General features: G+C 69.2%; 15 protein-coding genes. 5 read left to right on the forward strand and 10 right to left on the reverse strand.

Annotation, left to right across the window (positions count from 1 at the left end):
• Window positions 1-40 precede the first annotated feature (40 nt).
• Both phnX and ACCD11_RS21545 read left to right on the forward strand, forming a co-directional pair.
• Entirely contained in the window at window positions 41-874 is an 834-nt protein-coding gene (phnX, locus tag ACCD11_RS21540; protein WP_413315398.1) for a phosphonoacetaldehyde hydrolase, read from the forward strand.
• Window positions 875-986: 112 nt separating this feature from the next.
• On the forward strand, window positions 987-2,252 hold the full coding sequence (locus ACCD11_RS21545) for an MFS transporter (protein WP_413315399.1): 1,266 nt from the start codon (window positions 987-989) through the stop codon (window positions 2,250-2,252).
• Here ACCD11_RS21545 and ACCD11_RS21550 read toward each other — a convergent pair.
• Window positions 2,200-3,618: a PLP-dependent aminotransferase family protein gene (locus ACCD11_RS21550; RefSeq protein ID WP_413315400.1), complete on the reverse strand. Its 1,419-nt coding sequence runs from the start codon at window positions 3,616-3,618 to the stop codon at window positions 2,200-2,202. The genes ACCD11_RS21545 and ACCD11_RS21550 overlap by 53 nt on opposite strands.
• Before the next feature lie 99 nt (window positions 3,619-3,717).
• Between ACCD11_RS21550 and ACCD11_RS21555 the strand changes: the two genes are divergently transcribed.
• Genes ACCD11_RS21555 through ACCD11_RS21565 form a run of 3 tightly spaced genes read left to right on the forward strand, consistent with a single transcriptional unit; the run spans window position 3,718 to window position 5,916 of the window.
• On the forward strand, window positions 3,718-3,906 hold the full coding sequence (locus tag ACCD11_RS21555) for a DUF2970 domain-containing protein (RefSeq protein WP_042673158.1): 189 nt from the start codon (window positions 3,718-3,720) through the stop codon (window positions 3,904-3,906).
• Window positions 3,903-4,619, forward strand: coding sequence for a c-type cytochrome (locus ACCD11_RS21560; RefSeq protein ID WP_007831721.1), 717 nt, complete (start codon window positions 3,903-3,905; stop codon window positions 4,617-4,619). The genes ACCD11_RS21555 and ACCD11_RS21560 overlap by 4 nt, the downstream gene beginning before the upstream one ends.
• Before the next feature lie 13 nt (window positions 4,620-4,632).
• Complete coding sequence (locus ACCD11_RS21565) at window positions 4,633-5,916, forward strand: c-type cytochrome (protein WP_413315401.1); 1,284 nt, start codon at window positions 4,633-4,635, stop codon at window positions 5,914-5,916.
• 18 nt (window positions 5,917-5,934) lie between these two features.
• On the opposite strand, the gene ACCD11_RS21570 is transcribed toward ACCD11_RS21565, so the two are convergent.
• The 9 genes from ACCD11_RS21570 to ACCD11_RS21610 all read right to left on the reverse strand — a co-directional run.
• Entirely contained in the window at window positions 5,935-7,944 is a 2,010-nt protein-coding gene (locus ACCD11_RS21570) for a lipoxygenase family protein (protein WP_413315402.1), read from the reverse strand.
• Between the two features lie 174 nt (window positions 7,945-8,118).
• Complete coding sequence (locus ACCD11_RS21575; protein WP_413315403.1) at window positions 8,119-9,513, reverse strand: 8-oxoguanine deaminase; 1,395 nt, start codon at window positions 9,511-9,513, stop codon at window positions 8,119-8,121.
• A gap of 20 nt (window positions 9,514-9,533) precedes the next feature.
• On the reverse strand, window positions 9,534-11,804 hold the full coding sequence (locus ACCD11_RS21580) for a phosphocholine-specific phospholipase C (RefSeq protein ID WP_007831714.1): 2,271 nt from the start codon (window positions 11,802-11,804) through the stop codon (window positions 9,534-9,536).
• A gap of 20 nt (window positions 11,805-11,824) precedes the next feature.
• Window positions 11,825-12,022, reverse strand: coding sequence for a hypothetical protein (locus ACCD11_RS21585; RefSeq protein WP_413315404.1), 198 nt, complete (start codon window positions 12,020-12,022; stop codon window positions 11,825-11,827).
• Window positions 12,023-12,228: 206 nt separating this feature from the next.
• Window positions 12,229-13,128: a 5'-nucleotidase gene (locus ACCD11_RS21590; RefSeq protein WP_007831710.1), complete on the reverse strand. Its 900-nt coding sequence runs from the start codon at window positions 13,126-13,128 to the stop codon at window positions 12,229-12,231.
• A gap of 15 nt (window positions 13,129-13,143) precedes the next feature.
• The gene (locus tag ACCD11_RS21595) at window positions 13,144-13,719 is read right to left on the reverse strand and encodes a hypothetical protein (protein WP_413315405.1); all 576 of its coding nucleotides are present in this window, start codon (window positions 13,717-13,719) and stop codon (window positions 13,144-13,146) included.
• Between the two features lie 16 nt (window positions 13,720-13,735).
• Window positions 13,736-14,974, reverse strand: a complete 1,239-nt coding sequence (gspF, locus tag ACCD11_RS21600) for a type II secretion system inner membrane protein GspF (RefSeq protein WP_413315406.1) — start codon at window positions 14,972-14,974, stop codon at window positions 13,736-13,738.
• Window positions 14,975-14,988: 14 nt separating this feature from the next.
• On the reverse strand, window positions 14,989-16,380 hold the full coding sequence (locus ACCD11_RS21605) for a GspE/PulE family protein (protein WP_042673156.1): 1,392 nt from the start codon (window positions 16,378-16,380) through the stop codon (window positions 14,989-14,991).
• A 5-nt stretch (window positions 16,381-16,385) separates the two neighbouring features.
• Window positions 16,386-16,572, reverse strand: a 187-nt coding sequence (locus tag ACCD11_RS21610; protein WP_413315407.1) for a hypothetical protein, incomplete at its 5' end; no start/stop codon positions are given.

Here is a 16,572-nt window from a genome sequence, read left to right on the forward strand (position 1 = left end):
CGCGCCTTGTCTTGCACCCGATTCTTTCCATCCTCTCGCCATGAACGCCCACAACCGCTCCAAGCTCCAGGCCGTCGTCTTCGACTGGGCCGGCACCATCCTCGATTTCGGCTCCTGCGCACCCATGGGCGCCTTCGTGAAGCTGTTCGAGCAGTTCGGCGTGGACATCGCCATCGCCGAGGCGCGCGGCCCGATGGGCATGGCCAAGTGGGACCACATCAAGGCGCTCGGCACGTTGCCGCGCATCGCCTCGCAATGGGAGGCCAGGCACGGCCGAGCCTTCGACGACGCGGACGTCGATCGCCTCTACGAAGTCTTCACGCCCATGAACGCAGCGAGCGCGCGCGACCACGCCGACTTCATTCCCGGCGCGATCGATGCGGTGAATGCGGCCCGTGAACGGGGCCTGAAGATCGGCTCGACCACCGGCTACAACCGCCCGATCATGGAAGTGGTCGTGCCCATCGCCGCGGCCGGCGGCTATGTGCCGGACAACCTCGTGTGTGCCGGCGACCTCGCCGCGGGCCGGCCGTCGCCGCTCATGATGTACCGCTGCTTCGCCGACCTGGGCGTGTGGCCGCCGCACACCGTGGTGAAGGTCGACGACACCGGCGTGGGCCTGCAGGAAGGCCTCAACGCGGGCACCTGGGCCGTGGGCCTCGCGGTCACCGGCAACGCGGTGGGGCTGACGCTCGCCGAGTGGACGGCGCTCGACGAGGCGCAGCAGCAGGCCTTGCGGAAGATCGCGACCACGCAGCTGAAGGCTGCGGGCGCGCACTACGTGATCGACAGCGTGGCGGATCTGCCGAACGTGCTCGAGGACATCGAACGCCGGCTGAAAGGCGGCGAGCGTCCGGTCGTTTCGGTGAGCTGATCCGCGCCTTGCACGCGAAGGCGGCACCGTGCCGCCGGGGTTGCATGATCGGACGTGATCGGGCGTGCCAGCATCTTCCCGCCGCGGGGTATCCTCGGCGAGGAGAAAAGCAATGAAGACATCCGAGACAACCGTCCACGCGGCGGATTCGCGCTACGCCATGTTCCGCCTCGGCCTCACGCTGCTGGTCATGACGGTCGGCAGCAGCGGCATGTACGTGGTCTCGGTGATGCTGCCCGCGGTGCAGGCCGAGTTCGGCATCGACCGTGCCGATGCCTCGCTGCCCTACACGCTGCTGATGCTCGGGTTCGGCTTCGGCGGCGTCGTCATGGGCAAGCTCGCCGACCGCTTCGGTGTGATGTGGCCGCTCCTGATGGGCTCGGTGTTCCTCGGCGCGGGCTACATCGCCACCGGCATGTCGGGCGGCATCGTTTCATTCACCGTCGCGCAGGCGCTGCTGGTCGGCCTGCTCGGCAGCTCGGTGGCCTTCGCGCCGATGGTGGCCGACACCTCGCTGTGGTTCGTCAAGCGGCGCGGCATCGCGGTGGCGGTGTGCGCCAGCGGCAACTATCTTGCGGGCGCGGTGTGGCCGCCCGTCGCGCAGCACTTCGTCGAAACCGTGGGCTGGCGCCAGACCTACATCGGCATCGGCGTCTTCTGCGGGCTGGCGATGGCGCTGCTCGCGCTGTTCTTCCGCGCGCGCCCGCCTGCGCTCGTCCATGTGCCGCCTGTGAATGCATCGAGCGCGGCGGTCGTGCGCGACATGACGCGGCCCTTCGGCCTGAGCATGGGCGCGGCCCAAGGCCTGCTGTGCGTGGCCAGCGTGGCTTGCTGCGTGGCCATGGCGATGCCGCAGGTGCACATCGTGGCCTACTGCGGCGACCTGGGTTACGGGCCGGCGCAGGGCGCGATGATGCTGTCGCTGATGCTGGGCTTCGGCATCGTGAGCCGGCTGGTGTCGGGCGCCATCTGCGACCGTATCGGCGGGCTGCGCACGCTGCTGCTGGGCGGCGTGCTGCAGTGCGTGGCGCTGCTGCTGTTCCTGCCGTTCGACGGGCTGGTGCCGCTGTACGTGATCTCGGCGCTGTTCGGGCTGTTCCAGGGTGGCCTCGTGCCGTCCTACGCGATCATCGTGCGCGAGCACTTTCCGCCGAAGGAGGCGGGCGCGCGCGTGGGCACGGTGCTGATGTTCTCGCTGTTCGGCATGGCGCTGGGCGGGTGGATGTCGGGCAAGGTGTTCGACCTCACGGGCAGCTACCACGCGGCCTTCCTGAACGGCATCGGATGGAACCTGGTGAACGTGAGCATCACGGCGTTTCTGTTGTTCAGGACGCTTCGGCGGCCAGCCGGCCGAGTGTCCGCATCGCCTGCTCGCTGAGCCCGTTCCATGGGTGGCCGTAGTTCAGCCGCAGGCAGTTGGTGAAGGCGCGCGTGGCCGAGAAGATCGGTCCCGGCGCGACGCTGATGCCGAGTTCCAGCGCCTTGCGATGGATGTCGAGCGCGTTCACGCGTGGTGGCAACTCGACCCACAGGAAGTACCCGCCCAGCGGCCGCGTGGCGCGCGTGCCCGGCGGAAAGTGGTGGCCCACGGCCTGCGTGAAGGTGGCCTGCTGCATTGACAGCGTCTGCCGCAGCTTGCGCAGGTGCTTGTCGAAGGCACCCTTTTCGAGATAGCCCGCGAGCGCCAGCTGCGCGGGCGCCGAGGTGCTGAGCGTGGTCGTGAGCTTCTGTCGCGCCACCTTGCGCGCGAAGCGCCCGGCCGAGGTCCAGCCGATGCGATAGCCCGGCGCGAGGCATTTCGAGAACGACGAGCAGTGCAGCACCAGCCCCTGCGTGTCGAAGGCCTTGGCCGGTGCAGGCCGCCGCTCGCCGAAGTACAGCTCGGCGTACACGTCGTCCTCGATCAGCGGCAGTTCGTGCCGCGCGAGCAGGGCGACCAGTGCCTTCTTCTTCGCGTCCGGCATCAGGCTGCCGAGCGGATTCTGGAACGTGGTCATGAGCCAGCATGCCGCGGGCTTGTGTGCCGCGACGGCCAGCTCCAGCGCTGCGAGATCGATGCCTTCGCCCGGATGCGTCGGCACCTCGATGGCCCGCAGGCCCATGCGCTCCAGCGCCTGCAGCGCGGCATAGAAGGTGGGCGATTCGACGATCACGGCGTCGCCCGGCCGAGTCACGGCCGCGAGGCAGAGATTGAGCGCTTCGAGCGCGCCGTTGGTGATGACGATCTCGTCGGCCGGCACCGGCATGCCGTCGGCGAGGTAGCGCAGCGCGATCTGCCGGCGCAGCGCAGCGCTGCCGGGCGTGAGGTCGTCCACCGTGCTCCATGGGTCGAGCGACTTGGCGCTGGCGGCCATGAATTGCCCGAGCCGCGCCAGCGGAAACAGCAGCGGGCTCGGAAAGGCCGAGCCGAAGGGCACGACCTTGCGCGACATGCTGGCTTCGAGGATGTCGAACACCTGGTCGCTCACGTCGAGCGACTTCGGCCCGTCCACGGGACGCGAGGTCAGCGTGGATTCGGGGGGCGCATCACGCAGGCCGCCGCCCGCCACGTAGTAGCCCGAACGGTCCCGTGCACGCACGAGTCCGCGCGCTTCCAGCAGGTAGTACGCCTGGAACACGGTGGACGCGCTCACGCCCCGGCTCTGGCCCGTGTGGCGCACCGAGGGCAGGCGGTCGCCGGTCTTCAGGGTGCCGTTGCGGATCGAGGCCTCGATGTCGGCGGCCAGGGTTTCGTATCGCTTCATTGCGGCTTGCTCTTCATTCGGTCGCACTTTATCTGCACCGGTCGAATGGAGCCGATCTGCATCTGTTTTTTTGAGCCCGACTGGGCCACACTCGGCCTCATGACGAATCTCATGCGCGCGGTGCGCGCCGTTCTGTGGAGTTTCATCGGGCTGGGTGGCCGCCGCGCCGATGCCGACAAGCGGACGGCACAGGTCGGCATCCTGCCGCTGATCGGCGTGGCGCTGGTGATGGTGCTGCTGCTGATCGCGGGGTTGCTCGCGTTGGCGCACTACGCTGCCGGCACATGAAGCTGCGCATTCGCTTCGCCGCCATCGGGCTGATGTTGTTCGCCACGCAGGGCATGGCGGGTGCCGCAACGCCCGCCACGGTGCCCGACACCATCGAGCAGCGCGCAGCCGCCTGCATCGCCTGCCACGGCCGCGAAGGCGCGACCACCAACGCCGGCTACTTTCCGCGCCTTGCCGGCAAGCCGGCCGGCTACCTGTTCAACCAGCTCGTGAGCTTTCGCGACGGGCGGCGCTTCAACAGCGACATGGCGTACATGGTGCAGCACCTGTCGGATGCGTACCTGCGCGAGATGGCCGAGTACTTCTCCGGGCTGCAACTGCCTTACCCGCCCATCGCCACCACCAGCGACGCGACGCCCGAGCAGTTGCAGCGCGGCCGCCAGCTCGTGCACGAAGGCGATGCGGCGCGCGGCGTGCCCGCCTGCGTGCAGTGCCATGGCGCGGCCCTCACCGGCGTGCAGCCGGCCATTCCGGGGCTCCTGGGGCTGCCGCGGCTGTACGTGTCGTCGCAACTCGGCGCATGGCTCACGAGCGAGCGGCATGCGCTGCCACCCGACTGCATGGCCGACATTGGCCGGCGCATGACCACCGCCGACATCAACGCTGTCGCGAGTTGGCTGGCGGTGCAGCCGATGCCGGCCGACACGAAGCCCGCGGCCTCGCTGCCCGCGCCGCTGCCCGTGAACTGCGGCGGCATGCCGAAGTCGAAGTGACGGGGCCGCGATCATGAAACTGCGACGCCTGGGCTGGACGCTGCTGACGCTGATCGTGCTGGGGGCCGCGGCAGCGGGCACCATCGTCGCGATGAACCTGCGCGGCGAAGACCCGCTGCCCACGCAGGCCGAAGCCTTCGCGGCCACGCCGCAGCTGATCGAGCGCGGGCGCTATCTCGCATTGGCCGGCAACTGCGCGGGCTGCCACACCACGCGCGGCGGCCAGCCCTATGCGGGCGGGCTGCCCCTGGAGACACCCTTCGGCACCATCTTTTCGAGCAACCTCACCCCCGACGGCAAGAGCGGCATCGGCAGCTGGAGCAGCGCGCACTTCTGGCGCGCCATGCACAACGGCCGCAGCAAGGACGGGCGGCTGCTGTACCCGGCGTTTCCGTATCCCAACTTCACGCAGGTGACGCGCGAGGACTCGGACGCAATCTACGCCTACCTGCGCAGCCTGCCGCCCGCGCCGGAGCCCAACAGGGCGCACCTGCTGCGCTTCCCCTACGACACGCAGGCGGCGCTGGCCGTGTGGCGTGCGCTGTCGTTCAAGCCCGAGCCCTTCGTGGCCAATGCCGGCAAGCCCGCTGAATGGAACCGGGGCGCGTACCTGGTCAACGGCCTCGGCCATTGCATTGCGTGCCACGGCAGCCGCAACTCGCTTGGCGCGACGGAAACGAGGCTTGGCCTTTCGGGCGGCCTGATCGCCGTGGAGAACTGGTATGCGCCCTCGCTCAACGACCCGCACGAAGCCGGCGTTGCCGGCTGGCCCGCGGCCGACGTGGTGTCGCTGCTCAAGAGCGGCGTCGCGCCGCGCGGCTCGGTCATGGGGCCGATGGCCGACGTGGTGTTCCGCAGCACGCAGTACCTGAGCGACGCCGACCTCACGGCCATGGCGAGCTACCTGAAGGACCTGCCCGATGCACCGAAGCCCGAGGCTGCGGCCATCGCGAAGGTCCCGATCCGCCGCGACGCCGCCACGATGACGCGCGGCGCGAAGATCTACGACCAGCGCTGTGCCTACTGCCATGGCGACCAGGGGCAGGGCGCCGTGGGCGCCTATCCGCCACTCGCCGGCAACCGCGCTGTCAACATGGCGCGGCCCACCAACCTGATCCAGGTGGTCGCGCACGGCGGCTTCCTGCCCTCGACGCCCGGCAATCCACGGCCCTACGGCATGCCTCCGTTCGGGCAGACGCTGGATGCCGCCGAGGTCGCAGCCGTGCTCACCTATGTGCGCGGCTCCTGGGGCAACGACAGCGCGCCCGTCACGCAGCTCGACACGATGCGGCGCTGAGCGACGCCTGCGCTTGCTTCAGATGTTCGTGCTCGAGGGAATGCGGCTCGGCAGCAGGTGCTCGTAGGGCCGCGTGCGCGTGGTGTTGCGCTGGCGGATGGTGACCTCGATGGCGGCCAGCGCGTTGCGGAAGCGCTCCAGCGGCCCGCCCGGTCCTGCGATGGCCGGGTCGATCAGCACCGGCAGGTGCGGGAATACGTTGTCCTTGTACTCGCCCAGCGGCCGGTAGTACACGCCGCCGAGGATGTGGAACAGCAGGATCTGCTCCTGCGCCGCCAGCCGCGACGGCAGCATCTGCGACCAGCTCGCTTCGCTCTGCCCCGCACTGCCCGTCGGTGCGGGCATGCCGCCCGTGCCCGCGCTGAAGGGCGCATACGTCATCACCGAGTACTGCGGAAAGTTCACTGCCGCGTGCTGCGCGCTGGCGTTGAAGATGATCGCGGTCAGCACGTCGACGAGTTGCGCGCGTGTGGTGATGGGGCGCAAGCCGTGCACCTTGCCGCTGGTCGCGAGCTCGGTGGCCCAGGCCTTGAGCTCGTAGTCGCCGGTCACGTCGCCGTCGCTCAGGTAGTAGGTGGCCACGTAGTCGCCGACCCATTGCGCGATGGCGTTCCACACCAGCAGCCCGTCGTCGCGGTACGGGTAGTCGGGCAGCGCCGCCGTGTCGTCCACGCCGCGCGTGCGCAGATCGTTGGGCAGCATCATGCGGTCCTGGAAGTCGTAGGCCAGCCGGTCGCGACCGCACGCGCTCTGCAGCGTCTCGATGGGCGCGGCGAGGATCACGTCGCCCGTGGTCAGCGGCGCCATGATGATCAGCGTCGCGGCCTCGTTGATGAACATCGCGCCCTCGAGGTGCGGCGACAGCAGCCGGCTCAGCGGATGCGCGGTCGCGAACTGGCGCTGCGTGGCCATCGCGAAGGCCTCCGACATCAGGTGCGTGCGGCCCAGGTGCACGAACATCTCGTGGTAGTTGAAGTCGGCCACCTGCACGGCGGTCTTCGCCGATTGCCAGGCCCACCAGGCTTCGGCGTTGGCGGTGTCGTCCACGCGCAGGAAGATCGGGGCGAGCGTCGGCTCCTGTGCGCACTGGATCGCGACCGGCACCAGCGAGCGGCCGGTCTTCGGCCGTGCGAACAGCGCGATGGGCGCATGGATGTAGCCCGTGCCCGTGAGCGGCTTGGCCTGCGGGCCGGCCGGCGCCATGTCGCCCAGGCCTTCGTAGTCGAGGATGTAGAGACGGCCCGAGGCGGCCGCGTCGGCGAGGCTGTCGCCGGCGCCCATCACCTGGCGGTACTGGGCGTCGCTCAACGGGAACTTGGCCGGCAGCGCTGTCGCCCGCTGGATCAGCGTCGGGTTGGGGCCGGCCACGCGCATGGCCGCGAACAGGTCGTTGTCGTGCAGCAGCTGCGAGATGGCCGGCTTCTCGATGGTGACGAACAGCGCGTCGTACTGCGCCACCGTCTTCGGTCCGTTCAATGCGCCCAGCGGGCCTTGCGAGAGCAGGTCGTGATGGATCTGCCTGAGCTGCGTGCCGATGTCGCCCGCCGTGCTGGTGAGAGTGGCAAGCAGGTTCAACACCGTCGCGGGCAGCGTGAGCAATCCGCCGTTGGCGGCCAGCAGTTGATCGAAGCTGGCCTGCAGCCCCGCGAGGCGCGTGCGCAGGTTGTCGAGCGACTGCAGGCTGCCCGAGGCCAGCGCGCTGGTGGCGAACGAGGCCGCGAAATTGGTGACGGCTTCGACCGCCTTCGAGAGGGTCGCGAGCTGGTGTTCGAGCGCCGGCAGTTCGCCCGGCGGCACCACCGCACCCATCGGTACGCCAGCCAGGTTGATGTGCGATTCGGTCCAGAGGTAGGTCGACTGCCGCCCCACCAGTTCGAGGCGCCGCAGCGTGGCGCTGATCGGGTCGATCTTCTGCGGCAGCGTGGGCTTGGGCACCGGCAGGGCCGCCGAGGCGGTGGAAGGCCTGCCGGCCAGCAGGCCCAGGCCACCCGCCGAGGCCGACCATTTGAGGATGTCTCTGCGTTTCATCGGGAGCGTTCCCTGTTGTAGTGAGTCTGGGGGAAGGCCGACGAGGGGTTCGGCCACAAAATAGAACGCTCGTTCTATTTGGTGGGCGGATTCTGCGGAGGGGCTCTGGCGTTGGCAATGAGGGTTGGTGCCTAGCCTGGAAGCGCGCTCCCGGTGCTAGCGCGAGCGCCGGCGTCAGGCCGTGTGCGGGTGCCGTGCGGCGTCGTAGAGCGTGCGCGCCAGGTCGCGGTGCCTTGCCAGCAGCGGTGCGAGCGCCATGCCGGTGAACTCTCCGTCGCGGATGCGAACCGCCCCATTGATCACGCTCAGCGACACCGCCCCCGGCGTGCAGAACACCAGCGCCGCCACCGGGTCGTGCCCCGCACCCGCATGCGCCACGCCGCGCAGGTCGAAGGCCACGATGTCGGCCGACATGCCCGGCGCGATCGCGCCGATGTCGTCGCGCCCGAGCACGCGCGCACCGCCCAGCGTGGCGATCTCCAGCGCCTCGCGCGCCGTCATCGCCGCCGGGCCGTAGCCCACGCGCTGCAGCAGCAGGGCCTGCCGCGCTTCACCGAGCATGTGCGCGCCGTCGTTCGATGCGCTGCCGTCCACGCCCAGCCCTACGGGAACGCCTGCGCGGCGCATCGCACCGATCGGCGCGATGCCCGAGGCCAGCCGCATGTTGGAGCAGGGGCAGTGCGCTACGCCCGTCCCGGTGCGGCCGAACAGCGCGATGCCGGCCTCGTCGAGCTTCACGCAGTGCGCGTGCCACACGTCGCGGCCGACCCAGCCCAGGTCTTCGGCGTATTCGGCCGGCGTCATGCCGAACTTCTCGCGCGAGTACGCCACGTCGTTGTCGTTCTCGGCCAGGTGCGTATGCAGCGACACGCCGCGCTCGCGCGCCAGCTCGGCCGACAGGCGCATCAGGTCGCGCGACACCGAGAACGGCGAGCAGGGCGCGAGCACGATGCGGCGCATCGAATGGCGGCTGGCATCGTGCCAGCGGCCGATGAGCCGCTCGCTGTCGCGCAGGATGGCTTCCTCGGTTTCCACCACCTCGTCGGGCGGCAGGCCGCCGGTGCTGCGGCCCACGCTCATGCTGCCGCGCGCCGCATGAAAGCGCATGCCCATGGCATCGGCCGCCTCGATCGAATCATCGAGCCGCGAGCCGTTGGGAAACAGGTAGAGATGGTCGCTGGTGGTGGTGCAGCCCGAGAGCATCAGCTCGGCCATCGCAGTCTGCGTCGACACTCGGATCATCTCGGGCGTGAGGCGCGCCCACAGCAGGTACAGGTTGGTGAGCCAGCCGAACAGCTCGGCGTCCTGCGCCTCGGGCACGGCGCGGGTGAGGCTCTGGTACATGTGGTGGTGCGTGTTGACCAGGCCGGGCATCACGACGTGGCCGTGCATGTCGATGGCCTCGGCCTGGCCGTTGCGCAGGGCGTCGAGGTAGACGATGGGCAGCTCGGCGGTGGGGCCCACCCAGGCTATCGCGGGGCCATCGCACACTACGGCGCCGTCGGCGATTTCGCGCCGCGCGGCGTCCATGGTGACCAGAACGTCGGCATGTCGAAGGATCTTCAGCATGCCGGCATTCTTGCCCGCGCTCAGAGGTCGGGCAAGCCCATCGCCGGATCGCTCACCGTGTGCCTGCCGGTTTCCACGCGGCCCGCAAAGCGGCGGTAATAGGCCGGGTCGGCATCGCAGGTGACTGCGAAGTCGTACCACTGACCGCTGCTCGCGAGTTCCCAGTGCTGATCGGTGGTGGCGCCGCCGTTCACTGTCGCGGTCCACGGGCCGTCGTTGCGATAGGCCTTGGCAGTGACGGTGAACCTGCAGGCCGCCTTGCCGTCGTTGCGCATGCTCAGGTAGACATTGCCGTTGGTGATGTCGTAGCAAACGCGAACCTCGGGCGCCGCGGCGTCGCCGGCGCGCAGCGTGCCGAGGTTGCCTTTGAAGTGGCGATGGAAGCCGCTCGGCCCGAGCACCCACAGGTCGTAGCGCCCGCCATCGTCGGCCATCGCGGCCCAGGTGTCGTCGAGCTGCTTTCCTGCTTCCACCATGTAGCGGCGCGGCAGGCGGTCGAGGTGCAGCTTGTCGTACACGTGGAACACCGCCGCGGCCTTGCCGGTGTTGGCGAACAGCAGCTGCAGCTTGCCGTTGACCGCGTCGGCCTTGGCGCTGGTGTGCAGTTCATACGGCAAGGCGCGCGAGGGGCGCGTGCCCGTGGCCTGCTGCGGCAGCGCGGGCGTGAGCGGCAGCGGCACCTGCGCGAGCGCTTGCTGGTCGGCGCGCAATTGGTCGGCCTGGGCCTTGGTGCGGCGCCCGGCGAGCGTGGGCAGCACTTCGTTGTTGGGCGTGGCGAAGTTGAAGGCGCTCGTGAGGTCGCCGCACACCGCGCGCCGGAACGGGCTGATGTTCTTCTCCACGACGCCAAATCGCGCCTCGAGGAAGCGCAGCACCGAGGTGTGATCGAACACCTGCGAGTTGACCCAGCCGCCGCGGCTCCACGGCGAGATGACGTACATCGGCACGCGCGGGCCCGGGCCATAGACGCGGCCGTCCGCAGGCGCGACGGTGGTGCCCACGAGGGGGTATGTATGGCGCTCGAAGGCGATGTCGCTGTCGGACAGCGTGGTCTTGCCCGCGGCGCTCTTCGGGTCGGCGGGGTCGGCCAGCGAAGGCGCCGAGGGCGACGGCACGTGGTCGAAGTAGCCGTCGTTCTCGTCGAAGTTGACGATGAAGACCGTCTTGCTCCACACATCGGGCGATGCAGTGAGCGCGTCCAGCACCTGCTGGATGTACCACGCGCCCTGCACCGGGCTCGAAGGACCGGGGTGCTCGGAGTAGGTGGCGGGCGCCACGATCCACGACACCTGCGCCAGTTTGCCGTTGAGGACGTCCTGCTGGAACGTTCCCAGCAGGCCGCCGTCGGGCATGGTGTTGGCGATGCCCTTGTAGAGCGGATTGCCGGCATCGTCGCTGGCGGGGTCGTAGGCCGGCAGCGTCACGCCGTCGGGCGGGCTGGCGTCGCCGTCGTAGCGCATGTCGTTCTTGCCCGAGGCCTTGTTGGCCGCACGGTACTGCTGGAAGCCTGCCAGCGGGTTGTCGGTGAAGTTGTCGGGCAGGTTCTGGTAGAGCATCCAGCTGACCTTGGCGTCCTGCAGGCGCTCCGGATATGTCTTCCAGTTGCAGCCGTAGGTGGTCGAGTCGACACCTGGGTTTTTTACCGGGTCCCATGGAAACCGGAGGTTCTCCCACGTGTTGTCTATCGACGAGAGGCCCGCGAGGCCGGCGCCCGTTTCGCCCGATGGGCCGTTGGTGCCGCTCCAGTGGAACAGGCGGTTCGAGTTGGTGCCGGTGTGCATGCCGCAGTGGTAGCTGTCGCACACGGTGAAGGCGTTGGCCAGCGCGTACTGGAACTGCACTTCGGCTTCCTGGAAGTAGCCCATCGAAGCGGTGGTCTTGTACCTGGGCCATTGGCTGAGGCGGCCGCCGTCCCAGGCGTTCTGCGCGTCGTTCCACGAGTGCGGCGTGCCGCTCACGCGCTGCGCGTTGCCCTTGGTCTGGTCGAGGTGATAGGGCAGCACCAGCTTGCCGGCGGCATCGCTCTGCTGCCACACGCTGCGCCCGCCGGGCAGCGGAATGGTGAAGCGGTCGCCGAAGCCCCGCACGCCCATGAGTGTGCCGAAGTAATGGTCGAAGGAGCGGTTTTCCTGCATCAGGATCACGACGTGCTCGACGTCCATGATCGTGCCGGTCTTGTTGTTGGCGGGAATGGCGAGCGCGCGGCGGATGCTTGGCGGAAAGGCATTGAGCGCGGCGGCGGCGATGCCGGTGGTGGCGGCGCCCGTGAGGAATTTGCGGCGGGTGGTCATGGTGTTGTTCCTGGCAATGCTCACGGTGCGCAGCGCATCTCGGGCTTCACGGTGTTGTCGGGTGGGGTGGGCGTCGTGGGTGTAGGCGTGGCCGGGGTCGTCGGCGTGCCGCCGAAGAAGCCGCCGCCGCCACCGCCACCGCCGCCCCCGCAGGCCGAGAGCGCGCAGGCCAGCAACAGCACGGGCGCAAGCCGCGTGCCGGGAAAAAGAAGTCGCATGGAATCGGTCCTTTGTTATGTGGTTCTGGAAGGCGCGACGGGAGCGCGCATCCGAGCCCACAAGACTAGGGAGAACCCGTTACCGGGCGGTTAATTTGCTGTGACGCAGCGAAGTCAGGCGCGTGACAACGCACCGCCGGGAGGGCGCTTTCGGCAACGGCGGAACGACGGTGTGGCGCGGCCTGGCGCCGCGTTCGAGCCCGGGCTCAGGGCTCGTTGCTGATACCGCTGGACACATGTCCGGCGGGCACGTGCCGCGAGGCCGCGTCGACGTGGCCGGTCTGGTCGTCGAAGAAGAAATCGGGCTCGAACTCGCGCAGGAATTCGCCCTTGGGCAGGCCGCCGAGGAACATGGCCTCGTCGACGCGGATGTTCCACTTCATCAGCGTGCGAATGGCGCGCTCGTGCGCCGGTGCGCTGCGCGCGGTGACCAGCGCGGTGCGGATGCGCATCTGCGCGTTGCCGGCCATCTGCAGCCGGTGCAGCGCCATCAGCAGCGGCTTGAAGGGACCTTCGGGCAGCGGCAGGTCGGCCTTGCTGAGTTCGTGCGCCTGGAAGGCGTCGAGCCCTTCGGCCTGGAACACGCGCTCGGCCTCGTCGGAGAACAGCACCGCGTCGCCGTCGAAGGCAATGCGCACTTCGTTCGGCCAGGCGTCGCTGGCCTTCACCGATTCGACCAGCACCCGCGCGGCCGGAAAGCCCGCGATGAGCGCCTCGCGCACGTCCTGACCGTTGACCGACAGGAACAGGTGCGCGCGCAGCGGGCGCAGGTAGCCGAAGGGCGGGCGGCCCTGCGTGAACACGCCGCGCTGCAGCTTGATGTCGGCGGCCGCGCTCGACTTGAAGATGCGCATGCCCGAGACCGGATCGTTGCGCGAAAGAATCACCACCTCGACGCGCTGCACGCCGTCTTCGTTGAAGCGCAGCAGCTTCCGGATCAGCGAGTAGGCGATGCCGGGCGCGGCCGGCACGTCGATGCGGTCGAGCTGCAGCTTCATGTAGCCCTCGTTGTCCCCGGCCTCGAAGATCTTGTTTTCTTCTTCGAGGTTGAACAGGGCGCGCGAGGAGATCGCGACCACGAGCTTGTCTTCGAGGGTGACTGGCATGAGCGTGCGGTGGGTTCAGGTCGCCTGGTCAGGCGCGTAGTAGAGCGTATCCGACCAGTAGCCCAGGCCCAACTCGCGCAGCGGCGCCTCGATGCTCTCCTGGGACGGCGTGAAAACGCGCTGCCAGAAATTCTTCTTCTTCGGCGCGAGCTCGGCCACGGCGGCTTCGATCTCGGCGTCGATGTTCTGCACGTCCTTCAGCAGGTCGGCGGCCTGCTCGCCGAGCGGCGCATCGCCCATGTCGAGGATCTCGGCGCACTCCAGCACGAAGTAGCCGCTGCGGTCGGCGTGGTTGCTCAGGAAGTCGAGTGCCTGCTTGCACAACGGCGCAACCGCCGGATGGTCGATGCGCGCGAGAAACTGCTGCAGCCGGTCGATGCCCGCGCCGGCGCGGCCCGCGAGCGCGGTGGGTTCGGGCACGTTCCAGATCATCGAGCGGCACAGCCGCACGTCCGCGGACACCAGCAGCCGGTAGACCAGCGGAATGGCGTAGCTGCGCTCCGAGATGCCCTTGACCTGCCGTGGATCGTCCTTCTCGGGATCGGCTCCCGGCACGAAAGGACTGGCGAACAGGTAGCTTCGATTGGCCATGGCGGCGAGGCTCCCGCTATTTGACGAACTGGTTCAACTGGATGATCGGCAGCATCACGGCCAGCACGATCAGCATCACCACGCCGCCCATTGCCACGATCAGCAGCGGCTCGAGGATGGTGGCCAGGTGCATCGCGCGGCGCTGCACCTCGGCGCCGAGTTGGTTGGCCGCGCGCTGCAGCATCAGCGGCAGCGTGCCGGTCTGCTCGCCCAGGCGCGCGAACATCGACACGAGGCCCGGAAAGCGCTTCTTCTGCGCGAGCGCCGAAGCGAGCGGCGCGCCTTCGCGCACGAGCACCAGCGCGTCGAGCGCGTCGGCGCGCATCGCGCGGTTGCCCAGCGTCTCGGAGGCGGCCTGCAGCGCGCGCAGGATCGGCACGCCGGCGGTGGCCAGCATGGCGAGCGTGCTGGCGAAGCGCGCCGCGTTGTAGCCGCGAGCGAGCTTGCCGACCAGCGGCAGCTTGAGCCAGGCCGCATCGAATTTCAGGCGAAAGGCTTCCTGCGCCAGCGCCAGCCGCGCGCCGACGGCCGCGAGCACCACCGCGCCCAGCATCCACCAGCCGTAGTTGCGGACGCCCGCGCTCAGCGACAGCATCACGGTCGTGAGAAAAGGCAGCGAGCGCTTGGTGCCCGCGAACACCTGCGCCACCTGCGGCACCACGTAGCTCACGAGGAAGATCACGATCACGATCGCCACCAGCGTGACGATGGCCGGGTACAGCGCCGCGCCGATCAGCTTCTGCTGCAGCGCCTGGCGTTCTTCCAGGTCGTCGGCAAGGCGGTCGAGCACGAGTCCGAGGTTGCCGCTTTGTTCACCGGCGCCGATCACGGCGGTGTAGATGGGCGAGAACTCGCGCGCGTGCGCCGACAGCGCGCGCGCAAACGGCGAGCCCGCGTTGACCTCGGCGCGCAGCGAGGCGACGAGGTTGCGCTGCGGCTCCGATTCGGCCTCGTCGGTGAGCGCCGTGAGCGCGCGTTCCAGCGGCAGGCCCGACGAGACGAGCCCTGCGAGCTGCCGCGTCCACACCGCGAGGCCGGTGGAATTGAAGACGCGCTTGCCGCCGCCGAGCCAGCGGCCGAGGCCGCTGCGCTGGCCGGTGCCGTTGACGTGGTCGCTGCCGACCGGCTTGACCGACAGCGGAATGAGCGCCTGCGCCCGCAGCAGGCTGCGCGCGCCGCGGGCAGTGTCGGCCTCCAGCACGCCTTCGCGCGACTGGCCACTGGCGTCGATGGCTTCGAAGGAATAGGCGGGCATGGCGGAACGGGAACCTAGTCCCGTGTGACGCGCAGCAGCTCGGCGCGCGAGGTGATGCCGGCCTGCACCAGCCGCTCGCCGTCCTCGCGCATCAGGCGCAGGCCGCCGCGCGCGCCGGCCTGCAGCAGCTCGCTCTCGGCCGCCTTGCTGTGGATCAGGCCCTGCACGGTCTCGTCGGCCACCAGCAGTTCGAAGATGCCGGTGCGGCCCTGGTAGCCGGTCTGGCCGCACGCCTCGCAGCCTGCCCCGGCACACACCGTGCAGACCTTGCGCACGAGGCGCTGCGCGAGCACGCCGAGCAGCGAGGAGCTCAGCAGGAAGGGCTCCACACCCATGTCGGTCAGGCGTGTGACGGCGCTGACCGAATCGTTGGTGTGCAGCGTGGCCAGCACGAGGTGGCCGGTCAGCGAGGCCTGGATGGCGATCTGCGCGGTCTCGAAGTCGCGGATCTCGCCGATCATGATCACGTCCGGGTCCTGCCGCAGGATGGCGCGCAGGGCCTTGGCGAAGGTGAGCTCGATCTTGGCGTTGATCTGCGTCTGGCCCACGCCCGGCAGCTCGTACTCGATCGGGTCTTCCACCGTCATGATGTTGCTGCGGCTCGCGTCGAGCCGGGCCAGCGCGGCGTACAGCGTGGTGGTCTTGCCCGAGCCCGTGGGCCCGGTCACGAGGATGATGCCGTGCGGCTGCGCAATGAGCTTCTCGAAGCGCGCGAGCGTGTCGCCCTGCATGCCCACCGATTCGAGCGTGAGCTTCGACTCGCTCTTGTCCAGCAGGCGCAGCACTGCGCGCTCGCCGTGCGCACTGGGCAGCGTCGACACCCGCACGTCGACCGCGCGCGTGCCGATGCGCAAGCTGATGCGCCCGTCCTGCGGCAGCCGCTTCTCCGAGATGTCGAGGTCGGCCATGATCTTCAGGCGCGAGATCAGCGCGGCGTGCAGCGCGCGGTTGGGCTGTACCACCTCGCGCAGCGTGCCGTCGATGCGAAAGCGCACGGACGACGTGCGCTCGTAGGGCTCGATGTGGATGTCGCTTGCGCCGTCGCGCGCGGCCTGCGTGAGCAGCGCGTTCAGCATGCGGATGATGGGCGCGTCGCCCGCGCTCTCCAGCAGGTCTTCGACCGCTGGCAGCTCCTGCATCATGCGTGAGAGGTCGGCGTCGCTCTGCACCTCGCTCACCACCGCGGCGGCGCTCGATTCGCCCTGCGCGTAGGCCGCGCTGATGCGCTGTGCCAACGGGCCGTCGGCCAGCACCTCGAAGGCCTGCACGCCGTACTTGCGCGACACCTCGCCGACCGCGCTGCGCGCCGGGTGGCTCGACATCCACAGCGTGTAGCGGCCGTCGTCGGACTCCTCGAGCAGCAGTTGCTGGGTGCGTGCGAACGCGTAGGGAAGCGGGTAGCGCATGGACATCAAGGCAGTTCGCGTGCGCTGACCGGGTCGGCCGTCGGCGGCAGGGCGCCGCGCAGCGGGCTCGGGGCCAGCTTGCGGCTGTCGGAGAGCGGCTGCGGCGGCGGAATGAGCTGCGTGCCTTCCATGCGGGTGCTGCCGCTGCCGCGGTTGTTCGAGCGCTGCAGTGCGGAGTCGGGCAGCACCGGC

This window comes from Variovorax sp. Varisp36, from assembly GCF_047304235.1.
In the GTDB taxonomy this organism is placed as follows: Bacteria; Pseudomonadota; Gammaproteobacteria; order Burkholderiales; family Burkholderiaceae_C; genus Variovorax.

Excerpts from the sequence above, each read along its gene's own strand:
- phnX (WP_413315398.1), top strand. The coding sequence starts at position 41 with ATGAACGCCCACAACCGCTCCAAGCTCCAGGCCGTCGTCTTCGACTGG.
- ACCD11_RS21545 (WP_413315399.1), top strand. The coding sequence starts at position 987 with ATGAAGACATCCGAGACAACCGTCCACGCGGCGGATTCGCGCTACGCC.
- ACCD11_RS21550 (WP_413315400.1), bottom strand. The coding sequence starts at position 3,618 with ATGAAGCGATACGAAACCCTGGCCGCCGACATCGAGGCCTCGATCCGC.
- ACCD11_RS21555 (WP_042673158.1), top strand. The coding sequence starts at position 3,718 with ATGACGAATCTCATGCGCGCGGTGCGCGCCGTTCTGTGGAGTTTCATC.
- ACCD11_RS21560 (WP_007831721.1), top strand. The coding sequence starts at position 3,903 with ATGAAGCTGCGCATTCGCTTCGCCGCCATCGGGCTGATGTTGTTCGCC.
- ACCD11_RS21565 (WP_413315401.1), top strand. The coding sequence starts at position 4,633 with ATGAAACTGCGACGCCTGGGCTGGACGCTGCTGACGCTGATCGTGCTG.
- ACCD11_RS21570 (WP_413315402.1), bottom strand. The coding sequence starts at position 7,944 with ATGAAACGCAGAGACATCCTCAAATGGTCGGCCTCGGCGGGTGGCCTG.
- ACCD11_RS21575 (WP_413315403.1), bottom strand. The coding sequence starts at position 9,513 with ATGCTGAAGATCCTTCGACATGCCGACGTTCTGGTCACCATGGACGCC.
- ACCD11_RS21580 (WP_007831714.1), bottom strand. The coding sequence starts at position 11,804 with ATGACCACCCGCCGCAAATTCCTCACGGGCGCCGCCACCACCGGCATC.
- ACCD11_RS21585 (WP_413315404.1), bottom strand. The coding sequence starts at position 12,022 with ATGCGACTTCTTTTTCCCGGCACGCGGCTTGCGCCCGTGCTGTTGCTG.
- ACCD11_RS21590 (WP_007831710.1), bottom strand. The coding sequence starts at position 13,128 with ATGCCAGTCACCCTCGAAGACAAGCTCGTGGTCGCGATCTCCTCGCGC.
- ACCD11_RS21595 (WP_413315405.1), bottom strand. The coding sequence starts at position 13,719 with ATGGCCAATCGAAGCTACCTGTTCGCCAGTCCTTTCGTGCCGGGAGCC.
- gspF (WP_413315406.1), bottom strand. The coding sequence starts at position 14,974 with ATGCCCGCCTATTCCTTCGAAGCCATCGACGCCAGTGGCCAGTCGCGC.
- ACCD11_RS21605 (WP_042673156.1), bottom strand. The coding sequence starts at position 16,380 with ATGCGCTACCCGCTTCCCTACGCGTTCGCACGCACCCAGCAACTGCTG.